We start from the raw sequence: 19972 nt of genomic DNA, 5'->3' as shown, positions 1-19972 counted from the left end.
AACGGCCGTTCGCCGTGACGGCCGGCCTCGGGACCGGCGCCGGTCATACGGGCGGCCCGGTGACGAGGTCACCGTTCTCGTCGTAGGGCCAGGCGTTGGCGACGCACCCGTGCAGGCCCTTGATCTGCTGCATCATCACGGGGGCCAGTTGCCCGGCGCCCCCGCAGGTCACGTGTGAGTGGCCGAGGAAGTGCCCCACCTCGTGGTTGATGATCAGCGCCCGGTAGTCATGGATCGGCCCGTCGAAGGTGGGTGAGCCCTTGACCCAGCGCTTGAGGTTCACCACCACCCCTCCGGGAACCTCGCAGTTGTACTCGCCTCCGGTGTCCTGCTGGATGCCGGCCCAGCACAGGGCGTCCGCCGTCGCCGGTGTCGCGATCTTTATCGTGATGTCGTGCGGCGATCCCGCGCCCACCAGCTGGAACGCGTTGTCCGGGTCGTGGGTCCAGCCCCGCGGGGCGGCGAGTATCCCGGCGATCTCGTTCGCCGCCTGGGACGGCGAGATGTCGAGGCCGGTCTCGACCTTCACGACGTAGCGCACCGGGCGGGAGCCGCTGCCCACCTTCTCCCCACTGGCCTGCGCGGTGACGAACGTCCCGCTGCCCGTCGGGGGAACGTCGATCTCGGTCCGGCTCGCGGTGGGAGAGGGGGAGGGGGAGGAGGGGGGCGGTGTGGGAGTGGGGGTGACGTGCGTGCTCCGCGGGTGCGGCGCACCGTCCGACGCGTCGCTCCGCCCGCCTTCCAGCAAGTACGCCGCCGAACCCAGCAGGCCGGCGGTCACCAGCAGGCTGGTCAGCAGGCTCTGGCCCCGGCGGCGCGGCCGTTCCCGGCGTCGGTGACCGGCGCGGTGACCGGCGCGGTGACCGGCTGTGGTGCTGCCGGTGGCGGGTGCGGATTGCCGCTGTCGTGCCGAATGCATGGCAGCTCAATCTGGTGATCCCAGATGATCCCCATGAGCCGGTGCCGTCACGGAAAGATAACGACGCCCCGCGTTCCCCGGCCCATGTGATCGTTGTGTAACGGCGGTCGGAGAGGGACCTTCCTCGGGACGGTCACCTCGTCCGGTCTGCTTACACTGCCGAAATGCCACGGGTCCTGATCGTCGAAGACGACCTGGATGTCCGCAGGGCCGTCCAGCTGGGTCTGCGGCACCAGGGGCATGAGGTCTTCGCCGTGGAAACGGGGGAGGAGGGGCTGGAACAGCTCCGCCCCTTCCGGCCGGACGTCGTCGTACTCGATCTCATGCTGCCCGGCATGTCCGGCCTGGACGTGTGCCGCCGGATCAGGGACCGCGACCAGGTGCCGATCATCATCGTGACGGCCCGGGGGGACGACGTCGACGTGGTCGTGGGACTGGAGACCGGTGCGGACGACTACGTGGTGAAGCCCGTGCAGGCCCGGGTGCTCGACGCACGGATACGGGCCGTACTGCGCAGACAGGACGCGTCGCTGCCGGACGGCACCCGTCCCCGGGCGGAGACGCACGGCGAGCTGGTCGTCGACCGCGCCGGGCTCGTGGTGACGCACCGCGGCGAACCCGTCACCCTCGCCCCCTCCGAACTGCGGCTGCTGCTGACCCTGTCGGCCTCGCCCGGCCAGGTGTTCAGCCGCCAGCAACTGCTGGAAGCGGTCTGGGAACACAGTTACCACGGCGACATACGGCTCGTGGACGCCTGTGTGAAGCGACTGCGCAACAAGCTCGGCGAGGGCAGGAATCCCCGTTACGTGCAGACCGTACGCGGATTCGGTTACCGCTTCGGCACCTCATGAGCGACCGGAGGTCCGCCGCCGTACCGGGTGCCGGCCCCCGGTGGTTCCTCCGGGCGGCACTGGCGCGCATCCCGCTCCCCCTGCGCGGCCTGCGCCCCCGCCTGCTGACGTCCTTCGTCCTGGTGGCCATGGCCAGCTCCCTGGGCACCGGGGCCCTCGCCTTCCGCGAGGCGCGCACGGGGGTGCTCCAGCAGAGCCAGGACTCCGTCATCAACCGGTTCCGTACGAGCGTCGACGCCGTCGCGCCCTCCATCCCCCTTGCCCCGGACCAGTCGGACCTCCAGTTCGCGGTGGACCAGGTGCTGTACGCGAACCGTTCGTCGGGCTGGCGGATCATGGCCACGTACGGCGGCCACCGCGCCTGTGCGCCGAGCGCCGGTTTCGTCGAGCCGAGCCCCGAACTGCTCCGGTCCGTCCGGGACCGACGTGTCGCGGTGTTCCAGCGGATGAACGTCGACGGGCGTCCTCGTCTCGTCGTCGGCATGCCCGTCACGTACACCTCGGGCGAGGGCACGGAGCCCAGGCTCTCCGGGTTCGTGATGTACCTGGAGGTCCCGCAGACCACCGAAGAGGGGTACGTCGAGGCCATGGTCAGCGGCATCGAGCGGGCCACCCTGGTGGCCCTGTGCCTCGCCGTCGTCCTGGCGCTGCTCGCCGCGAGCGGCGTACTGCGTCCCGTACGGGCGCTGCGCCGGGCGACGCGCCGGATGGCCGCGGGGCATCTCGACGTCCGGCTGGACGTCACCGGCTCCGACGAACTGGCCGACCTCTCCCAGTCCTTCAACGAGACGGCGGCCGAACTGGAGCGAACCGTACGGGAGCTGCGTCGCCTGGAGGCCCAGGGGCGCCGCTTCGTGGCGGACGTCTCCCACGAGCTGCGTACGCCGCTGGCGGCGATGTCGGCGGTCACCGACGTGCTGGACCTGGAGGGGGAAGGGGAGACCGGTGAAGCGCTGCGGCTCATCAGCGAGGGAACGAACCGGCTGAGCGGACTGGTGAACGACCTGATGGAGATCTCCCGTTTCGACGCGGGGGCGGCCGAACTCAACCGGGACGAGATCGACCTGGCCGAGTCCGTACGGCGCACCGTCGCCTCCCGGTGGCGGCAGGAGCAGGTGGAGACCCGGCTGCCCGGACCGGGTGAGCTCCGCGCGCGCGTCGATCCGCGCAGACTCGACGTGGTGACGGCCAATCTGATCGGCAACGCGCTGCGGCACGGAGAGCCGCCCGTGCGGCTGACCATGGAGGTACGGGTGGACGGGGCGGGCATGGCGTGGGCCGTCATCGAGGTGACCGACAACGGGCCGGGGATCGCCGAGGAGGTCATGCCGCACATCTTCGAGCGGTTCTACAAGGCGAGCACCTCACGGGCCAGGAGCGAGAGCAACGGGCTGGGTCTGGCCATCACGGCGGAGAACGTGCGCCTGCACGGGGGGCGCATCCGGGCGGCGAACCTGCCCCGGGGCGGTGCGGTGTTCACGGTCGAACTCCCGCTGCACCGCGACGACACCGACACCGGTGCCGGCGGCGGGAGCACCCGGTGAAGGGCTCACGGACGGCAGCGCTGCTGTCCGGGCTCACGGCCGCGGTCGCGCTCACAGCGTGCGGAGTCCCCCCGTCCGGTGTCATCGAGGCCGGTGCGCCGGCGAGCGGCATGTTCTCCCCCAGCGCGGCACCACCCTCGACGCCCGCCACCGTCTCCCTCTTCTTCCTGCGCGACGGGGACCTGACGCCCTATCCCCGCCGGATCGACGACGCCGGAGACCTCGAGGCCGTCGTACACCTGCTGTTCGAGGGGCCGGCCGCGAACGGGACCGCGACGGCCACCACGGAACTGCCCCGCCTGACGGACGCGCCACGGGTGGTGGTCGCCGACGGTATCCTCTTCGTCCAACTCCCCGGCAAGACGGCTCCGCTGAGCCGTCGGGCCATGCTCCAGCTGACGTGCACGGTGAACCACGCGGAAGCCGACAGCGGCACCGCGCCCCGTTCCGCCATGTCCCTCAGCCTCCATGTGCTCGGGGACGGATGGACGATGACGCAGTCGGACCACGCGTGCCCCGTCGTGTCCCCTTCGCAGGAGCAACCGGAAGCACTGACCCCGTAGAAACCCTCCGGCTGACCACCGGACGGCCCCCGCTCGGGACCGGGACCGGAACCGGCCTTCCAGCCACGGTCGCCCGCCTGACCGCGCGGTGGCCACCACGGCGACGCTCCCCCTCGTGAACCACCCGACGATGCCGGCTACAGCACGATCGCCCGGCACGCGTCCGACCTGACCGAGCACAACATCCACGACGTCTTGCCTCGTCCCGCACGAGATCTGTGACTCACTCACGGCTCGTGCGCGCACCTCATACGGCCCGGAGACCCGTGTCACCTGATCACCGATGGGCAGGGCAACGGTGAGAACTCCGCGGTCGGCCGTGCGAGCGCTTCCGTCGGTCGGCGGGGTGGTGCAGGTCGCCAACCGCCCGCGCGCTCAGTCGATGTGTCGGTCCGGCTCTGCTCCGGTCCCGATCAGGAAGTCGGTCAGCGCTTCGGCGAGTTGTCCAGGCTGGTCCTCGGGGACGAGGGTGGACGAGTCGGCGATCTCGATCAGCTGGCCTTTCGGGTACAACTCCGCCAGTCGGGGGCCGTGTTCACGCGGCATCAATCGGTCTTCGGTCGCCCAGACGACCAGTACAGGGCGGTCGAAGTCACGCAGCCGCTCGCTCCATGCCAGCAAGGTTTCACGCTTGGGCGCCGAGGTGGCGAACTTGGCGAAGTCCCGGCGAATGGCCCTGCTCCGGGTCGCGGGAGCGAACCAGTCGTCCATGACCTCGTCCGGAATCCCCCGCAGGCTCATCCCGCCGTATCCTTTGCGGCTGTTCCGAAGCGCGGGGACACGCATCAGCCGCGTCAGAAGCCAGACGCCGCCGGGAACCCTGCACACGGTCGCCAACGCCTTGGCTGGTCCTGGGGGAAAGTTGTCGAACGCCTCGCAGGCCACCAGCACCAGCCGCGCGACCCTCCGGCCCTGCTCTTCCGACACCAGGAACTGGCCACCGCCCCAGTCGTTGAGGACGAGGGTCACTTCGTCCAGACCCAGCCGTTCGATGAACTCCCCCAGCAATCGCGCGACACCACGGTGGGAGAGGTCGGCGTCCGGGTTCATCGGCCGGCGATGACCGCCCAGGGGCAGCGTGGGCAGGATGCAGCGATACCCCTCCAGCAGGGGTACCACCTTGCGCCACTGTGTCTCGTTCATCGGCAGGCCATGACCGAACACCAGCACCGGCCCTTCGCCGCCGGTGTCCTGATAGTCGATCGGTCCGGACGACAGCGCGATCTCCGGCATCGTGCCCCCATTTGATAGATCGTTCTACTGTAATCTAGTGAAGGCCGACAGGACATGCCAAGACCGCGGTGCGGAAGGGGTGAAGAGTCATGACACAGGGACCGCCGGACACGCGGGCCAGGATTCAGAGTGCGGCCACGGTGCTGTTCCGGCGTAACGGCTACTCGGGCACCGGCCTGAAGCGGATAGCGACGGAAGCCGAGGCGCCTTTCGGGTCGATCTACCACTTCTTCCCCGGCGGCAAGCAGCAACTGGCCGAGGAAACGATCCGCACGTCCGGAGCCGCGTACGGCCGGATGGTGATGGCAGTGCTGGCCGGTGTTCCGGACCCGGTCGAGTCCGTCGTGCATGCCTTCGAGGCGGCCGCGGACGACCTTGCCGCGACCGATTATGCCGACGCGTGCCCGATCGCGACGGTGGCGTTGGAGGTTGCCGGTACCAATGAGGTCCTACGGGTCGCGACGGCGGAGGTCTTCGCCGAGTGGGTCAGCGCCGGTGAACAGTGGTTCGGTCGCTGGGTGTCCGACGAGAACGCGGCGCGGTCACTCGCCTACTCGATGATCATGATCTTGGAAGGGGCTTTCGTGCTCTCCCGGGCCGCCCGCGATCCGGAGCCCCTGCGAGTGGCCGGCCGGTCGATGGCCGAGTTGCTTCGCACAGCCATCGAGCAGACCCGCGAGAGCTGAATTCACTGAACGCGACAGGCGACCCGCCCCTGCCCAGGACAGTCGCACGTTCTCATAGGGGCTGAGCGCGGGATCGGCCGCGCGAAGACCCCACTGGCCGGGTGGAACGCTCGGGCAGCGCAGTTCGGGCCCTTGCTGATGCACGGGACCTGAGGGGCCGGCAGGCTGAGGGCTTCTCGTGTGGGAAGGCCCGCAATGTTCGGCACAAGACCCAGGTCGGCGACGCGTTCCGACGGCCGGAGTGGTGGGCCTGCGGCGTCCGCCCCGGCACTCGTGCCCCGGGTGTGCCCCATGTTCGCGTGGTTGCCGGGCGGGAATCGGCGAGGAAGCCTCGGAAACACCAAAACCCCAGGCTGCTGACCTGGGGTTTCATCATGGAGCGAGTGGCGAGAATCGAACTCGCGCTCTCAACTTGGGAAGCGACGGCGCCTGCGTAACCGGACACTTCTGGCCTGGTCGTTTGCTTCCGGCGTGGCCCCTGTGGGCGCAGGATCGCACCGTTGTCGACCGTGGTCGACCCGCCGTACGGGCACGCCATGGGCGCGCCGCCGACTCGGAGGCGCGGGAAGTTTTTCTGGGGAGTACCGCCGAAGCGCTGGAAGCGGCCCGCTCGATCGCGCCGCGCAGTCGATGCGCTTTCCCGGCCGGTCCGACGGGCGGATCAGCGCAGTCCGGCGAAGAGATCGTTCTCGGGTACGGCGGCGCCGGTGGTGTCCTTGACACGTACGAAGGTCTCCGTGCCCATCAGCTCACCGAACCTCTCCTTGCCCATCCTGAGGAAGAAGATGTTCTCGCCCTGACTCGCGTGCGCGGCCAGTGCGTCGAACTTCTGACTGCTGAACGCGGTCGTGTCCACCCACGTGGTGATCTCCTCGTCGGGGAGGCCGATCTCGGCCATCGCGGCGGCCTCGGCGGGATCCGGCTCCGGCATGTCCTCACCGAACTCGCGCATGATCTCGCCGAACCGCCGCATCCCCGAACGGGGCATCGTGGTCCAGTACACCTTCGGTGTCAGCGTGGTCATCTCCAGCGCCGCCATCGTGATGCGGTGGGCCTGGATGTGGTCGGGATGACCGTAGAAACCGTTCTCGTCGTAGGTGACGACCACATCGGGCCGGTAGTGCCGCATGAGTTCGGCAAGCCGCAGGGCGCCTTCCTCGACCGGGGTCCGCCAGAAGGAACCGGGGGCGTCGTTGCCCGGCCAGCCCATCATCCCGGAGTCGGCGTAGTCCAGCGTCTCCAGCTCGCTGACCTTCAGGACGTCACAGCTCGCCTCGAGTTCCTGACGGCGCATCAGGGCGACGGCGGCCGGATCATGCCCGGGGTCGCCCGGCTTGACGCCCCCCGGCCCGTCACCGCAGCCGCCGTCGGTACACGTCACGAGAACCGTACGGATGCCTTCCGCCGAGTACCGCGCGAGAACCCCTCCGGTTCCGGTGGCCTCGTCGTCGGGGTGGGCGTGTACTGCCATGAGCGTCAAGGGTCGGTCAGTCATGAAACAGTCCTCCTGCAGAGATATGTCGTGGAGCAGGCAGCGCGGCGGGCGTACCGCGATCCCCCGGGGCCCGGACCCTGACGGGACGACCTGCCGGCCTCCCCTCCGTGTCCCCCGCCGGCCCGGCGACGGCGCCCCCCATGCAACAGCGCCGCCCGGACCGGTTGTTCCCGCCACGACCGCTTGACCCGCACATCGGCGTTTCCACGCGCACGAGAGACGAACGCGCCCCGTACATGCCGGAGCCGGGGTTCGTGGCCGGGCCCGGGTCGCACCCCTGGTGACCGCAACCATGCCGGTCACGGCATGCCGGGTACCAGTCCGACCCGGTAGGCGAGGACGACGGCCTGGACGCGGTCGCGCAGGCCGAGTTTCGCCAGGATCCGCGACACGTAGGTCTTGACGGTCTCGGGCGTGATGAACATCGCCGCAGCGATCTCCGCGTTCGCCAGCCCTTCGGCGATCAGCTGGAGCACTTCCAGCTCGCGGGGGGTCAGCGCACGCACGACGTCCTGTCTGGCCGGCCGGGAGGCGTCGGCCGGTCGCAGATGCTGGGCGAAGTGGCCTATGAGACGGCGGGTGACGGCGGGCGCCAGCAGGGCCTCGCCCCGGGCGACGGTCCGGATGCCGTTGACCAGTTCCACCGGAGGCGAGTCCTTGAGGAGGAAGCCGCTCGCGCCGGCGCGCAACGCGTCGTAGACGTAGGCGTCGACGTTGAACGTGGTGACGACCAGTACCTTCGGCGCGCCTTCGGTATCGGGACCGGCCGGCACCCGCCGGGTCCGCGGACGCCGACTCGCCGGTCGCCTCCAGGACGCCGAGCAGGTACCGCAGCTCCGTCAGCGCCCGACGGCCGGTGTCGCTGACGGCCGCCAGTCCCTCGCCGGCGCGTTCCGGCGCGGACGTGACCAGGAACTGCGCCGCGTCGGCCTGGACCACCATGGCCGTCACGTGGTGGGTGACCACGTCGTGCAGCGGAACCATCTCCGGGAGAGGCGGGCATCCAGTTGGGGAGCGCCTTCGCGCATGCGCCGATCCCCGGCCCAGTCCCTCCGTCACCACAGACCGGTGGCCGAGGCTTCCACGGAACAGCCGAACGCCTGGCCCTCCGGGTTCATTTGCCGGGTTCTGGTCCGTACCACTGGAGTGCCTGGCCTGTGACGGCGGCGATGCATTCGAAGTCCCGGTCGCGGTGCAGGAGGGTCAGTCCCTGCAACTCGGCCGTGGCCGCCACCACGAGGTCGACGGCTCCGGCACTGCGGTGCTGTCCGCGTTGGGTGAGGATCTCCTGGACCTGCCAGGCGCGGTCGTAGGCGCGGTCGTCGACCGGCACCCAGCCGAAGAGCAGGCGCAGGTCCTCGATGCCTAGTGCACGGTCGGCGGCGGAACGCGCGCTGTAGAAGAACTCCAGCTCGGTGACGGGGCACGTGGCGATGAGCCCGGCTGCCGCCGCCCGGTCCCATCCGTATTGCTCGGCGTCGCCGCGCAGCAGACGGGCGAGTGCGCTGGTGTCGATCAGGAACTGAGCGGCGTTCACCGACGATAGTTCCCCTTGTCTTCAAGGAGATCGAGATCGAAGGCGCCCTCGGCGGCCGCCGCCCGCAGGCGGGTGAGGGCCAGAGCTCGCCGCCGGTTCTCCAGCACCTCGCGCAGCGCGGTGTTCACCGTCTCCTTCTTGGTGCTGGTGCCGAGGGCCTTGGCCACGTCAGCGACCAGTTGATCGTCGAGGTCTATCACGGTGCGAGTCATTGATGCACCTCCATGGATATATTGAGTGCCTTCAAGTATATACAAGGATGTCGCTCCTGCGGGATGGTGACCGCGGCCGGGCGCCGGTGCTCCCGTGCCCAAGGGTGACGGTGCGCGATGGAGAACAACCCCGGCGTGCCTGGCGGCGATCGTCTGATCACACGTACGCAGATCGCGGCCATGGCGGAGGTGACGCGAGCGGCCGTCACCACCGGGGAGCGGCGCGCGCCGGATTCCTCCGCTCCCCGGCGTACCGCCGGCCAGGACTACTTCCAAGGAGTCGGAGATCTTGAGCTGGCTCGACAGAAGGCGGGTGCCATCACACCACCGGGCGCAGGGAGAGGAGGAGCACAGCACCTACGGAGATCGGGCACGGCAGCGCGGATCGTCCAGTTCCGGGGCCCAGGAGAGTCCGACGGCGCACGACACCCGGCCGCATTCGGTCCACGGGAGAAGCCGTCTCCGGGTGATGTCGAGACCGTTCGCACGCTCATGGGTCTCCTGGCCGAAAGGGTAGGAGGCGCGGACATGTCCATCGGCTGTGTGAACCTGCTGGCCGCCCTGTATTTCTTGCGGATGACGAGGCCCGAGGGCCGGCAACGGGCGGTCGCCGGGCTCGACGACGACAACAAAGAACCCCCGGGTCACTGACCTGGGGGTTTCGCATGGAGCGGGTGACGAGAATCGAACTCGCGCTCTCAGCTTGGGAAGCGACGGCGCTTGCGTGAGCGTGAAGCTGCTGAACTGCGTGGATTCAATGTGCTGCGATAAGCGTGGGCGTCCTGTGGCACCGCTGTTGACCGTAGGTGTCCGCTCTGAAGGGCACGCTGTGGGCACGACACTGCGAGGTGGGCGACCACTGTGCTGATGTGGACTGCTCGGCGTGCGGGCTTGGGGGAGGCGCAGAGCGGCTGAGCGCGGCAGTTGCGGTCGCACATGGCTGCCGGGCCCTCGCCTCGGCTCGACCGAAGGACTAGGCACCTGGGTGTGTCGATCTGGTACATGGACTACCCTTGGTACATGTCCATGAAGCGCACGAACGTTTACGCCGACCCCGAAGACCTGGCGATCATCAAGGAGGCCGCGAAGCGCCGGGGGATAAGCGAGGCCGAGATCATCCGCCAGGGCATCCACCTCGCGGCCATGGCGAACAGGGTCTGGGACGAGCCGCTGTTCTCGCGCACCTTCGAGGGGTCGGGGCGCACGCCCTCCAGGTCGGAGGTCCGTGACACGGTCGCCGACGCCGTCCGTCGTGAGACCGGTCCGGATTCCGGAACCGCCGCGTGATCATCGTCATCGCCGACACGTCCGGCCTCCTGGCGGCCCTGGACTCGGCTCACCCGGAACACCGGGCGGCGAACGAGGCCATCATGGCGGCCGGCCTCCTGGTCATGTCCCCGCTGCTGCTGGCCGAGCTGGATCACGTCGCCACGCGTGAGCTGGGCAGGGCGGCCGCCCTCGGTGCGGTCGACGACCTCCGGCGCTGGATGGGCCGGGGGCGTGTCGTCATGCCGGAGATCACGGAGGACCACCTGGGCGCCGCCCAGTCCGTCCGTGTCCGCTACCGTGCGCTGGACCTCGACCTCGCCGACGCGGTCAACGTGGCGCTAGCCGCCGACTACGACACGGACGCGATCCTCACCCTCGACCGACGTGACTTCCGGGCCGTACGCCCCTTGGGCCACCACAAGGCATTCCGGGTATTCCCCGACGATCTCCCGCTCTGACCCAGGATCCTCCGCAGCCAAGCACCCCCTTCCGCAAGGGACATGCGGCCTCCCGTGACGAGTGCTCGGTGAAAGCGCGGATCGGTGCCGTGCAGCGGGGTGAGCGGCCTGGCGCATCAAGGAGCTCGTGTTCTCTGTACGCCCGATGATTCGGGTGCGGCAACGCCTGTGAAACGCGGCAACGGCGCCCCAACGAGCGAGCAGCCCCAGGCCGATGGCCTGGGGCTCGAAGAAGAGCGGGTGACGAGAATCGAACTCGCGCTCTCAGCTTGGGAAGCGACGGCGCTTGGGCGGGTCTGAGGCTGTGACCTGCGGTTTCGCTGGATACTGCCTGCGGACCAGTTGCCGGGAAACACCTTTACGAACCGCGGTTCTCCGTCCCTACGGGCACGCGGAGAGCACGCGGCCATCGTGGTCAGAGGGGTGAGGGGTCGAAGCCTTCGAGGTTCGGCTGTGAGCGGGTAGAGCGGCATACCTTCTATGTGTAGTTTGCGAGCGCGCATGGAGTGACCCGAGCCCGAATCGGTGGGCTTGATACTGGAACGGTGACCCATCTTGTTTCCGCCTACCACGCCGCCCTTCAAGGGCAGTGGGACAGACTCATCGGCTTGCCTGAAAGCTCATGGCTTGACGTAAAGAGCGGCATTTACCCCCTTGATGCCGATATTTCCATCGCCGAGCTATGCAAGGACGTCGCTGCGATGGCCAATAGTGACGGGGGCCTGCTGCTGGTTGGTCTACGGACCGAGCTGGTAAGCGGGCGCGAAGTCATCAGTGAGCTCAAACCGGTGCCTCAGGGACGCGTCGACCCCGGCCGCTATCGCAAGATCATCAATGAGCGTGTGCTGCCTCCTGTGCGGGACTTTCGTGCGGAATGGGTGGCCTGTGGTGAAGACAACGGAGTCCTTGTCCTCTATATACCTAGGCAATTGTCCGCCCATCAGCCCTTCGTGGTGCCCGCTGCAGACCCAAAGCGCCGCTTGGGTGTCGCTGTTCCAGTTCGGTCGGGCGACGATACATCGTGGATCACGCCGGCTGACTTGCAGCGATTGCTATCTCTTGGGTGGTCAGCGGATGGAGGGCTGTCTGAATTCCGACTGGCCGACCTTGCTGATCGAGCTACCGCCAAGCGCCTGCTGCGAGTGGTTCCGCTTGACGCTGTATGGCTCAAGCACCTGCGAGCAGGCGGCCCATTCCATCGGATCCCCAAGGTCGTCAGCGATGGCGTTCATGAGGCACAGGAGGCTTTGGACGGTGAGGTGCTCCGCTTTCGGAATCCTGACTTGATTGCTTCTACCGAAGATCTCAAGACTTCGGTACGTGAATTGAGCAACGTATTCGGTGGACTGCACGCACCCCTGGAGGGCCCCCTTACTTACTTTGAGGTACCGCCGGAGTGGAAGGGGAAATACCCAGAACGTTTCTATGGAGCTCTGAAACAGATTTCGGACGCGGCAGCCGCAGCACTTGAGGCGCACCAGGGCTGGGTGAACAAGCTGAATGAGCGTGGCTTCCTCGCTTGACGACTGAGCGGTGATCGAAATCGCGAGAGCAATGAGTTCTGCGTTCTCGGCCGCGCGATGACCAGACCCGGTCCGGAGCCGGGACCTCGCCCGGTTGGGCGAACGCCAGCTGGCTCGAGCGCCGCACGCATCGCACCAGCCGGCCGATCAGGCAGATCTGGATCAGCCTTGTTCCCCAGATCCTCCGGTGAGTGGCGGGTCATCGGCTATGGCGGAAGCGCTCAGAGGGGCACGATTGCGCAGTCGGCTGTGCAATCGTCTTGAAAGCGAGACCCTGCTATCGCCATTTGGCTCGTGACCGCTCGGCTATCCTTCGTGCACCGGAAGCATTCATTCGCATCCGCGCGAATTCGATGCTTACGTCAAAGTGCTGGGCAACTTCAGCGTCGGAGCGGTTCTTGAGGGCGGCCTTGATCGCAGCTGTTTTGGGAATGAGTAGTTCACCGGAAAGATGAACTGCCTCATTCTCTTGGGCCTTCATCGACGGATCCAAATTGCGACACCCGCCATCGCTGAACAGGGTCTCCGTGAACTCATGCTCCAAGAGGAGATGCGACATCTCGTGGGCGATGTTTGACCGGTGTCGCTGGGGAGTGTGTGAGGAGTTCACCACGATGAAGCGGGCGGTCCCCAGCGGGACCAAGGCGGCGGACCATTTACCGTCGCCAGCGGTGAGATGATTCACCGCTGCTTCGGAGCAGCCGTTGGCGGAGAGTTCGTCCATGTTGTAAACAGGAATGCCCCACTCATCGGTCAGGCGTTTCAGGTCAAGGCGAGACAGGGGGTCGCAGTCAATTCCCTTGCGCTCCTCGATCGCAAGGCCCTCGAGTGCCTTTTTGGTCCACCGCGATCCCATGCTCACTCCATAGCAGCTTTTCGCTCCGAGATGAATCGACGCATTGCTGCCCCGATCACTTCTTCCAGGTACCGAACATCGTCCTCCCCTAGGTCCCTGCGGGACCGAAGGAGGGGGGCGAGCTGTGCCAGAAGTTCCGGCTCTTCCGCTGAGTGGACGTCGGCGCCGTCGCCGGATTCGTCCACCATGAAGCTCTCCGCTGGAAGTGACAGCCACTGCACGAGCGCGGCGAAGGCGTCCACGTCTGGCCGGTGACCGTTGGCCAGACGGCTCATGGTCGAAGGGCTCACGCCGACCTGCCCCGCCAACTGTCGCCACGAGAGCCCTCTCGTGGTTCGCGCGGCGTCGAGGGCCGCGTACAGGGCGGCCACGTTCACGCGTGTCCTGGCCATCGTCCGCCTCCTTAGCAGTGTCGGTTGCTGTGCTCCCCCCTTTGTATCAGTGTTCGACTTCTCAAACACGCCGTGCTAGCGTGATCATGAGTGTTCGACATCTCAAACGGTGCGACGAACTCGGTTCAGCCATGCCGTCAGAGGGCGGCAGCGACCCCAGCAGAAAGGCAAGAGCGCAATGAGCACAGCCACAGGCCCCGAGGCCGGCCAGGACGAGCGCCAGCCCAAGACGGTCACGATCACCGTCAACAACCAGCCCGTGAACATGCCTGGTCGTGAGTTCGTCGGCCTGGAGGTCAAGCAGGCGGCAATCGCCCAAGGCGTGCCGATCGACCTTGGTTTCCAGCTCTCGATCAGGCACGGGAACGGCCGCTACGAGGTTGTCGATGACGACGAGGCGGTCCGGGTTCACCCCAACCAGGAGTTCCTGGCCGTGCCCCCGGACGACAACTCGTGAACGCCATCGCTTCGGTGATCACCGAAGCTGTCGAAGCCGTCCGGGTCCAGTTCGCCGATCATCGCGTCGACGTGGCTCCGGACGGCGCCGGCGGCGTCTTCATCACCATCCAGGACGTTTCGGTCGGTCACGCCTACGTTCCCCAAACCACCTGGCTGGGGTTTCACATCAGTGCCGCATACCCGGACGCTGACGTCTATCCGCACTACGTCGGACTGCTCACTCGAGTCGACGGCCAACGCCACGGGCCGGCGATCCAGGCTCCCGGCTGGCGCGGCCAGCCAGCACTGCAGATCTCCCGTCGCTCCAACCATCGTGACGCGGCCGTTGACAGCGCGGCGCTCAAGGCAGGGAGGATCCGCCGATGGCTGGCCGATCAGTGAACCCGCCTGCCGAAGGCTGGAGCCTGACCCTGCCCAGACAGCTCTGGGCGGACCTGTCCGTTCACCTTTTCGAGGCCGGTGGCGGGGCTGTGCTGCTGGCAACCGAGACCGAAGGGCCGCGCGGTCCGCGCCTGCTCGCCTACGAGATGATCCCGGCTGCCAACGGCATCGACTACATCCCAGGAGAGTACGGTCACCGGGCCTTGGCTCCGTCGTTCGTCCGGGACGCAGCCGTCCGTGCCCGGGATGAATCAGCGGTCTACCTTGCTGTGCATGCCCACGGCGGGCTGGAACGAGTTCGCTTCTCCTCGGTGGATCTCGCGAGCCACGAGCGCGGGTACCCAGCTCTCCAGCAGATCACCGGCCAGGCGGTCGGGGGAGTGGTCTTCACTCCGCATGCCGCAGCAGGGGACATCTGGCAACCTGACGGCAGCCGGGTGCCCTTGGCCGAGACCGTCATCCCCGGGGCCAACCTGATCCGCCTGCGGCCCATGCCAGCTACCGCTGCGCGGGCCGGAGCAGAGCACGAACGACAAGCGCGGCTTCTCGGCGATGCGGGCCAAGAGGCCCTCAGCCGGCTCCGAGTGGCGGTCGTCGGCCTAGGAGGAGTGGGCAGCATTCTCATAGAGGAGCTCGCCCGGCTTGGTGTCGGCACACTTGTCCTCATCGACGACGACAAGGTGGAAGCTACCAACCTCTCTCGTCTCGTCGCTGCTGAGTCGGACGATGTCGGCCAACTCAAGGGCGACCTTGCTGCTCGGAACGCGGCGCGCGCCAACGCCAAGGTCCGCCTGATCTCCATGTCCACTCGCGTGGAGAATCCCGCGGCACTCAAAGAACTGGCACGCAGCGACTGGATCTTCCTTGCCGCGGACAGCGCGTCCGCCCGGCACTGGGTGAACGCCACCGTGCAGCGATACCTCATCCCAGGGGTTCAGGTTGGAGTCAAGGTACCCGTTGATTCCGTCGGCCGCATCGGGCAGATCCACACCGCCACCCGGATCATGCTCCCCGGCGACGGTTGCCTGTGGTGCAACCGGCTCATTGACCGCACCCAACTCGCGATCGACATGCAACCCGAAGGGGAACGGGAGGCTGCTCACTACATACCCGACGTTCCGGCTCCCAGTGTGATCACGTTGAACACACTGGCGGCTGCAGAGGCGCTCAACTACTTCATGCTCGCCGTCGCTGGGCTTCACGACGACGATCACGACCGCGCCGCCGTGGTTCACCGTCCTCGGACTCGCCAGCGGGACCTTCAGGAACCCCGCCAGGACCCGGACTGTCGATGGTGCACATCCGCAGGACAACTGGGCCGGGCGGGTGGGGAGTCGCTGTGACACCACCTGGCGCTCACAGGGCCAAGTGGTGCACCGAGAAAGGGGCTGACAAGTCCCGATGAACGGGTGAGGCGCGCATCAGCTCTGCACGCCTCACCCGTTGCCACAGTGGGCTGATGACGGAGCGCTGCTGGCCTCAGCCCCGGCGACCGCCTGCGGGCTGGTGGGCGTCACCCCTGTCTGCCTTGGACGCTCTACTCAGGCTTGGCCAATGCGAGCAGCGACTCCCATGATCCCCTGGCGTCCTTGATGATCTTCTCCGTGGCGAAGAGGTATCGCCACGTACCGAACTCGCCGTAGTCCCGGACAAACCGCGCCCAATCCTCAGCGGCCTTCCGCTTGTCCAGCACTTCGGGATCGTTCGCCCGGTCGTTGGCCTTCCCCTCCACGACCCAATGGGTGCCCGCAGTGTCGAGGACGATGAAGTCCGGGTAGTACTTCTTCCCGTTGTCCCGCTCTATCCAGATGGGGCCCGGGTCGTAGTTGCGCAGCCACCACTGAACGCTTGGACTTGCGTCGAACAAGTGTGCAAGGGTGTACTCGGTGCTGCCTGCATCGAAGGAAGCAACAGGTTCGACCGAGTGCTCCCAACCCTCGTACCAGAGGTCCTTACGGAAGTTGGACCACTTGCTGACGACGTTCGAGGGCATGGGCGGCGGCGGAACGGTTGGAACGTCAACCAGCCGGAAAGCGTAGGTGGGCTGGAGCTTGCGGGTGTCGTAGGCGGTCTTGACCAGCTTGCCGAGGGCAGAGGCGGCCTGGGTGGCACGCAGTTCGCCCCACTCGTGCTCCTGGTCCTCCGCTGTGACACCAGCTCCCTTGAGGAACTCACGAACAACCCGTTCGGCTGCGCGGGACTCGGCGAGCGTCTCTTCCACGTAGCCGCTGCTCCAGATGCGCTCAAAGAGATCGTTACGCAGCTCGGAGATCGAGATGTGTTTCTGGGTGGCGTCAACGGACTCGGCTGCGGTGACCTGCATATCCACGCTGCTGTCCAGGCCACGTTGGGCGTCTACGGCCTGTCGGACCAACGGAATCTTGAACTCGTGCCTGTACGCAGCACCTTCGGACTGTGCGGCCGCGTTGTCGATGTAGCTGAAGGAGAAGCGAACCGGGAGGATCTCGCGTTCGCGCCTGGGGAAACGGATGTCAGGTGCACCGGGAACCTTGGCGCGAAGCGTGGCGACGGCCTTCCTGTCGCGTTCACCTTGCGCGAGCGCAGTGTCCATCGACTCGAACTGCATCAGCGTGGAGCCGTCCACCAAGTCGTCGCCAATGACACGCGGGCGAGAGGTGAAGGTCAGCATCTGCTGATGGTCGGCTTCGCTCGGCTGGTCTGGAACGGGGATTGGCTGCGGCCGACCCTCGTCCAAGCCGCCGCCGGCTGCGGGCAGGACATGCTGCAGCAGTGCGTCCTTGTTCGCCAGCAGTTGCCGGTAGGACTCATGGGCTACGAGGTCGACGGTGTCGACCATGGGAGTACCGACCCGCCGTCCGTAGGGAAGCCGCAGCCCTCGGCCCAGGACCTGCTCTGTCAGAGTCTCCGATGCGAGCGCTCGCAGACCAACGATGACCCCGATGTTCTTGACATCCCAGCCCTCCTTCAACTTGTTCACCGACACCACGACACGCACCGGTGAATCGGGTTCTTCTACCGCGGCCAGGGCGCGCAGCGCAGCGTCGCTCGACTGCGAAGTGATGGTGAGGACCTGGCCCTCGTCGGGGAACATGTCGTCCGCTGTGAGTCGATCCGCGACACGTTCGGCGTCAGAGATGTCGCGGCATACGACGAACAGGACAGGGTGCACTGGGGTCTTGTTCTGGGTCTCCGCCCACGCGGTCCAAGCGGCGTCCTTTATCCGCAGTAGGTGGCACGCATCGGCAAGTACCGTGCTCTCGTCCTTCCGCCCGTCCGGGCGATAGACGATCACAGGGATCTTCACGAAGCCGTCGGCGATGGCTTCCGCAAGGGAGTACTGGAAGATCGGCTTAACGCCAGACGCGGGCGTTGCGGTCAGACCGACGACGGCTCGTGCTCCAAGATCGTCGATGGCCTGGTTGAACGACTTGGCCTTTGAGCTGTAGACGTGGTGCTCGTCTGCGATAACGACGAGGTCGTCCACCTGCTGAAGGTGCTGATAGAGACCAGTTCCGATGAACTCGTCCTGTGCCCGGACCCGCCTGGACGTCTTGTCGCTGGGTCGGATCAACTGCTGGACGTTGAAGACGAACAGCTTCGTAACGGTGTCGTCGTGCAGGGCATCGCCTACCTGACCTCGGGAGAAGTTCTCCGAGGTGATCACCAACGGCTCGACGTCAGCACCGCTGACGAACTTCGCGTGCCCAGGGGTGAAGTTGGCGATCGTCTTCTCCTGGATGGTGGTTCCAGGAGTGACGACGAGGATGTTCCGAACTCCCTGTGCGGCCAGATAATCCACCAAGCCGGCCAGGATGTAGGTCTTGCCGACGCCCGTCGCCAGATCGCACACCACTTCACGGCCGTCCCCGTCCACGATCGCTTCGGCAACCGCACGGATGGCCGACGCGTTGGGTGCCCTGAGGTCCAGCCTTGCCGCGATGTCATCCACAAGCGAGGCGTCGTAGTCGATCCACGTCATCGCACGGCCTTCCCGCGGCGCACCAGATCGCGCGGAGCCTTCAGGACCTTGGACCCTCGGCTCAGCTCTGCTACGAGACTTTCAGCTTCGGGCGTGACGCCCCTGCCAACGATCACTGCTCGTTCCCCCTCGTCCAAATGCCCGATAACACCACGGGCCACGACCTCGTCCACGACACCGTCAACGACGGCCAGCCGTGCACGTCCCTTTGTGCCGCAGAACGGCCCCCTGTTGACGTCATCGGGCCGGAAGCCCAGCTGGGCCGCCACCACAGCGGCGAAGTCCTCGCCCTTGACCCAATCGGCAAGAAAGACCCGGCCGCCGACGATTTCGAACGCGGACGGGGAGGTCTTGAGGCTCCTGAAGCCGCCGCCGCCTTCCCATCCGACGGTCTTGGTGATGCCCCCCGGGTCATCGCCGGCGACGACCTTCTCCAAGCGGGGCTGGGTGAAGGTCTCCGCCGTCTCCTCAAGGATCTCGGCAGTGACCCAGCGGCGTCCCATCTTGTGCGCTACAGCAGCGGTGGTGCCGGACCCGGCGAACACGTCGACGACGATGTCGCCCGGGTCGCTGGCGATCTGAATCACGCGCTTCAGAAGCGCCTCAGGCTTCGGGGTCGAGAAGATCCGTGACCGGTCGAAGAGCTTGGTTACCTCGGCCTTCGCCTGTCGGTTGTCGCCGACCTCGTCATGGGTCCAGAAGGTGGTGGGTACGAGGCCACCCAGCTCCGACTGGAACCGCTTCCGGAACGGGAAGGTGCGCCCGGTCTTCCCCCACCAGAGCCGGTTGTCCTCGCGCAGGCTCTCGAATGTCTCTCTCGAACAGGACCACCAGCGGTTCCCCCGTGGGGAGAACACGTCCCCGTGCGGACCGACCACCTCGTAGCGTCCGTCCTCGTACGCGTGGGAGGCCGTGAGGTCGGACCTACGCCAAGGGCCGCGGGGGTCGTTGTCCGGGTTCCAGAACTCCTGGTCGCTCAACTCGGTGCGATCGATCTTGTTGAATACAAGATCGCTCTTGGAGCGGGCGTAGACGAGGAGGTAGTCATGCACTGATGAGAGGTGCTGGGCTGAGTTGTTGCGGGCGTGGATCTTCTGCCAGACAACAGTTCCGACGAAGTTGCCCCGCCCGAAGACCTCGTCCATGAGGACCCGGCAGTACGCCATCTCGGCATCGTCCAGATGCACCCAGACCGATCCTCCGGGGGCCAGGAGGTCACGGATGAGCAGAAGTCGGTCGCGCATCATGGTGAGCCATACGGAGTGCTCGAGCGCGTCGTCGTAGTGCTGGAACGCCTGCCCGGTGTTGAACGGCGGATCGATGTAGACGAGCTTCACCTTGCCGCAGTACTCATCGCGGTACTCGGGGTTGCGAACCAGAGCATGGAGGGCGTCGTAACTGTCGCCATGAATGAGGAGGTTGTCCGCCGCTGTTCCGGTGACGGTGCCGGTCTTGCCGGACTCCCACAGGAGACGGATTTCAGTGACCCGCGGATCTTGCCGTGAAACCCATTCGTATCCGCCGTCCGCCGTGTTCCGCAGGGCCTCACCCCTGCCGACCCACGACAGAGTCAGGCGCCCACTCGTCACCTGCGACCACTCCCTTGTACCTCGATCGGTCCGATGTCTCAGAC

20 protein-coding genes and 2 pseudogenes are annotated in these 19972 nt (G+C 66.7%); 11 read left to right on the top strand and 11 right to left on the bottom strand.

Annotated elements, in window-relative coordinates; all coding sequences use genetic code 11:
• Positions 1-43 precede the first annotated feature (43 nt).
• A complete protein-coding gene (locus tag ACH4VX_RS15345) occupies positions 44-919 on the bottom strand; it encodes a DUF3152 domain-containing protein (RefSeq protein WP_398367876.1) in 876 nt (291 codons plus the stop codon).
• A gap of 164 nt (positions 920-1083) precedes the next feature.
• Between ACH4VX_RS15345 and ACH4VX_RS15340 the strand changes: the two genes are divergently transcribed.
• The 3 genes from ACH4VX_RS15340 to ACH4VX_RS15330 are packed head-to-tail and all read left to right on the top strand — an operon-like array spanning position 1084 to position 3877.
• Positions 1084-1770 (top strand): response regulator, encoded by a 687-nt coding sequence (locus ACH4VX_RS15340; protein ID WP_398367875.1) that lies wholly within the window; start codon positions 1084-1086, stop codon positions 1768-1770.
• Positions 1767-3314 (top strand): ATP-binding protein, encoded by a 1548-nt coding sequence (locus ACH4VX_RS15335; RefSeq protein WP_398367874.1) that lies wholly within the window; start codon positions 1767-1769, stop codon positions 3312-3314. Before ACH4VX_RS15340 ends, ACH4VX_RS15335 begins: the two co-directional genes overlap by 4 nt.
• Positions 3311-3877 carry a hypothetical protein gene (locus ACH4VX_RS15330; protein WP_398367873.1) on the top strand — a complete coding sequence of 189 codons (567 nt, stop codon included), beginning with the start codon at positions 3311-3313 and terminating at the stop codon, positions 3875-3877. The genes ACH4VX_RS15335 and ACH4VX_RS15330 overlap by 4 nt, the downstream gene beginning before the upstream one ends.
• A gap of 375 nt (positions 3878-4252) precedes the next feature.
• Here ACH4VX_RS15330 and ACH4VX_RS15325 read toward each other — a convergent pair whose 3' ends face one another.
• The gene (locus ACH4VX_RS15325; protein WP_398367872.1) at positions 4253-5110 is read right to left on the bottom strand and encodes an alpha/beta fold hydrolase; all 858 of its coding nucleotides are present in this window, start codon (positions 5108-5110) and stop codon (positions 4253-4255) included.
• An 89-nt stretch (positions 5111-5199) separates the two neighbouring features.
• Here ACH4VX_RS15325 and ACH4VX_RS15320 point away from each other — a divergent pair, with 89 nt between their 5' ends.
• Positions 5200-5796 carry a TetR/AcrR family transcriptional regulator gene (locus tag ACH4VX_RS15320; protein ID WP_398367871.1) on the top strand — a complete coding sequence of 199 codons (597 nt, stop codon included), beginning with the start codon at positions 5200-5202 and terminating at the stop codon, positions 5794-5796.
• 661 nt (positions 5797-6457) lie between these two features.
• On the opposite strand, the gene ACH4VX_RS15315 is transcribed toward ACH4VX_RS15320, so the two are convergent.
• The 5 genes and pseudogenes from ACH4VX_RS15315 to ACH4VX_RS15295 form a co-directional block, all read right to left on the bottom strand.
• Positions 6458-7291 carry a PIG-L family deacetylase gene (locus ACH4VX_RS15315; protein WP_398367898.1) on the bottom strand — a complete coding sequence of 278 codons (834 nt, stop codon included), beginning with the start codon at positions 7289-7291 and terminating at the stop codon, positions 6458-6460.
• Between the two features lie 299 nt (positions 7292-7590).
• Positions 7591-8067: pseudogene (locus ACH4VX_RS15310) on the bottom strand (LuxR C-terminal-related transcriptional regulator); the annotation flags it as partial.
• A gap of 88 nt (positions 8068-8155) precedes the next feature.
• Positions 8156-8233 (bottom strand): annotated as a pseudogene (locus ACH4VX_RS15305) (hypothetical protein); the annotation flags it as partial.
• 172 nt (positions 8234-8405) lie between these two features.
• Positions 8406-8828, bottom strand: coding sequence for a PIN domain nuclease (locus tag ACH4VX_RS15300; RefSeq protein WP_398367870.1), 423 nt, complete (start codon positions 8826-8828; stop codon positions 8406-8408).
• Entirely contained in the window at positions 8825-9040 is a 216-nt protein-coding gene (locus tag ACH4VX_RS15295; RefSeq protein ID WP_046249112.1) for a type II toxin-antitoxin system VapB family antitoxin, read from the bottom strand. Before ACH4VX_RS15295 ends, ACH4VX_RS15300 begins: the two co-directional genes overlap by 4 nt.
• 528 nt (positions 9041-9568) lie before the next feature.
• On the opposite strand from ACH4VX_RS15295, the gene ACH4VX_RS15290 reads away from it, so the two are divergent.
• The 4 genes from ACH4VX_RS15290 (at position 9569) to ACH4VX_RS15275 (ending at position 12290) form a co-directional block, all read left to right on the top strand.
• Positions 9569-9691, top strand: a complete 123-nt coding sequence (locus tag ACH4VX_RS15290; protein ID WP_398367869.1) for a hypothetical protein — start codon at positions 9569-9571, stop codon at positions 9689-9691.
• 369 nt (positions 9692-10060) lie between these two features.
• Positions 10061-10327, top strand: coding sequence for a CopG family transcriptional regulator (locus tag ACH4VX_RS15285; protein ID WP_398367868.1), 267 nt, complete (start codon positions 10061-10063; stop codon positions 10325-10327).
• Positions 10324-10767 carry a PIN domain-containing protein gene (locus ACH4VX_RS15280; RefSeq protein ID WP_398367867.1) on the top strand — a complete coding sequence of 148 codons (444 nt, stop codon included), beginning with the start codon at positions 10324-10326 and terminating at the stop codon, positions 10765-10767. The genes ACH4VX_RS15285 and ACH4VX_RS15280 overlap by 4 nt, the downstream gene beginning before the upstream one ends.
• Positions 10768-11312: 545 nt before the next feature.
• Positions 11313-12290 (top strand): helix-turn-helix domain-containing protein, encoded by a 978-nt coding sequence (locus ACH4VX_RS15275; protein WP_398367866.1) that lies wholly within the window; start codon positions 11313-11315, stop codon positions 12288-12290.
• 277 nt (positions 12291-12567) lie between these two features.
• Here the strand turns inward: ACH4VX_RS15275 and ACH4VX_RS15270 are convergent, their stop codons facing one another.
• Both ACH4VX_RS15270 and ACH4VX_RS15265 read right to left on the bottom strand, forming a co-directional pair.
• Complete coding sequence (locus ACH4VX_RS15270) at positions 12568-13146, bottom strand: ImmA/IrrE family metallo-endopeptidase (RefSeq protein ID WP_398367865.1); 579 nt, start codon at positions 13144-13146, stop codon at positions 12568-12570.
• 2 nt (positions 13147-13148) lie between these two features.
• Positions 13149-13538, bottom strand: a complete 390-nt coding sequence (locus tag ACH4VX_RS15265) for a helix-turn-helix domain-containing protein (RefSeq protein WP_398367864.1) — start codon at positions 13536-13538, stop codon at positions 13149-13151.
• A 178-nt stretch (positions 13539-13716) separates the two neighbouring features.
• Between ACH4VX_RS15265 and ACH4VX_RS15260 the strand changes: the two genes are divergently transcribed.
• The 3 genes from ACH4VX_RS15260 to ACH4VX_RS15250 are packed head-to-tail and all read left to right on the top strand — an operon-like array spanning position 13717 to position 15721.
• Complete coding sequence (locus ACH4VX_RS15260) at positions 13717-13995, top strand: multiubiquitin domain-containing protein (protein WP_398367863.1); 279 nt, start codon at positions 13717-13719, stop codon at positions 13993-13995.
• Positions 13992-14378 carry a hypothetical protein gene (locus tag ACH4VX_RS15255; protein ID WP_398367862.1) on the top strand — a complete coding sequence of 129 codons (387 nt, stop codon included), beginning with the start codon at positions 13992-13994 and terminating at the stop codon, positions 14376-14378. Before ACH4VX_RS15260 ends, ACH4VX_RS15255 begins: the two co-directional genes overlap by 4 nt.
• Entirely contained in the window at positions 14360-15721 is a 1362-nt protein-coding gene (locus ACH4VX_RS15250) for a ThiF family adenylyltransferase (RefSeq protein WP_398367861.1), read from the top strand. The genes ACH4VX_RS15255 and ACH4VX_RS15250 overlap by 19 nt, the downstream gene beginning before the upstream one ends.
• Before the next feature lie 194 nt (positions 15722-15915).
• Here the strand turns inward: ACH4VX_RS15250 and ACH4VX_RS15245 are convergent, their stop codons facing one another.
• Complete coding sequence (locus tag ACH4VX_RS15245; protein WP_398367860.1) at positions 15916-18339, bottom strand: DEAD/DEAH box helicase; 2424 nt, start codon at positions 18337-18339, stop codon at positions 15916-15918.
• Entirely contained in the window at positions 18336-19928 is a 1593-nt protein-coding gene (locus ACH4VX_RS15240) for a site-specific DNA-methyltransferase (RefSeq protein ID WP_398367859.1), read from the bottom strand. Before ACH4VX_RS15240 ends, ACH4VX_RS15245 begins: the two co-directional genes overlap by 4 nt.
• Positions 19929-19972 lie beyond the last annotated feature (44 nt).

The sequence above is a fragment of the Streptomyces sp. NPDC020731 genome (assembly GCF_044334705.1).
Taxonomy (GTDB): Bacteria; Actinomycetota; Actinomycetes; order Streptomycetales; family Streptomycetaceae; genus Streptomyces.
Note: the sequence above shows the minus strand (reverse complement) of the source record. Positions and strands in the feature narration are given on the sequence as shown.

Coding starts and splice junctions, on each gene's coding strand:
- ACH4VX_RS15250 (WP_398367861.1), top strand. CDS start 14,360: ATGGCTGGCCGATCAGTGAACCCGCCTGCCGAAGGCTGGAGCCTGACC.
- ACH4VX_RS15320 (WP_398367871.1), top strand. CDS start 5,200: ATGACACAGGGACCGCCGGACACGCGGGCCAGGATTCAGAGTGCGGCC.
- ACH4VX_RS15325 (WP_398367872.1), bottom strand. CDS start 5,110: ATGCCGGAGATCGCGCTGTCGTCCGGACCGATCGACTATCAGGACACC.
- ACH4VX_RS15260 (WP_398367863.1), top strand. CDS start 13,717: ATGAGCACAGCCACAGGCCCCGAGGCCGGCCAGGACGAGCGCCAGCCC.
- ACH4VX_RS15340 (WP_398367875.1), top strand. CDS start 1,084: ATGCCACGGGTCCTGATCGTCGAAGACGACCTGGATGTCCGCAGGGCC.
- ACH4VX_RS15285 (WP_398367868.1), top strand. CDS start 10,061: ATGTCCATGAAGCGCACGAACGTTTACGCCGACCCCGAAGACCTGGCG.
- ACH4VX_RS15270 (WP_398367865.1), bottom strand. CDS start 13,146: ATGGGATCGCGGTGGACCAAAAAGGCACTCGAGGGCCTTGCGATCGAG.
- ACH4VX_RS15335 (WP_398367874.1), top strand. CDS start 1,767: ATGAGCGACCGGAGGTCCGCCGCCGTACCGGGTGCCGGCCCCCGGTGG.
- ACH4VX_RS15295 (WP_046249112.1), bottom strand. CDS start 9,040: ATGACTCGCACCGTGATAGACCTCGACGATCAACTGGTCGCTGACGTG.
- ACH4VX_RS15265 (WP_398367864.1), bottom strand. CDS start 13,538: ATGGCCAGGACACGCGTGAACGTGGCCGCCCTGTACGCGGCCCTCGAC.
- ACH4VX_RS15245 (WP_398367860.1), bottom strand. CDS start 18,339: ATGACGTGGATCGACTACGACGCCTCGCTTGTGGATGACATCGCGGCA.
- ACH4VX_RS15345 (WP_398367876.1), bottom strand. CDS start 919: ATGCATTCGGCACGACAGCGGCAATCCGCACCCGCCACCGGCAGCACC.
- ACH4VX_RS15315 (WP_398367898.1), bottom strand. CDS start 7,291: ATGACTGACCGACCCTTGACGCTCATGGCAGTACACGCCCACCCCGAC.
- ACH4VX_RS15290 (WP_398367869.1), top strand. CDS start 9,569: ATGTCCATCGGCTGTGTGAACCTGCTGGCCGCCCTGTATTTCTTGCGG.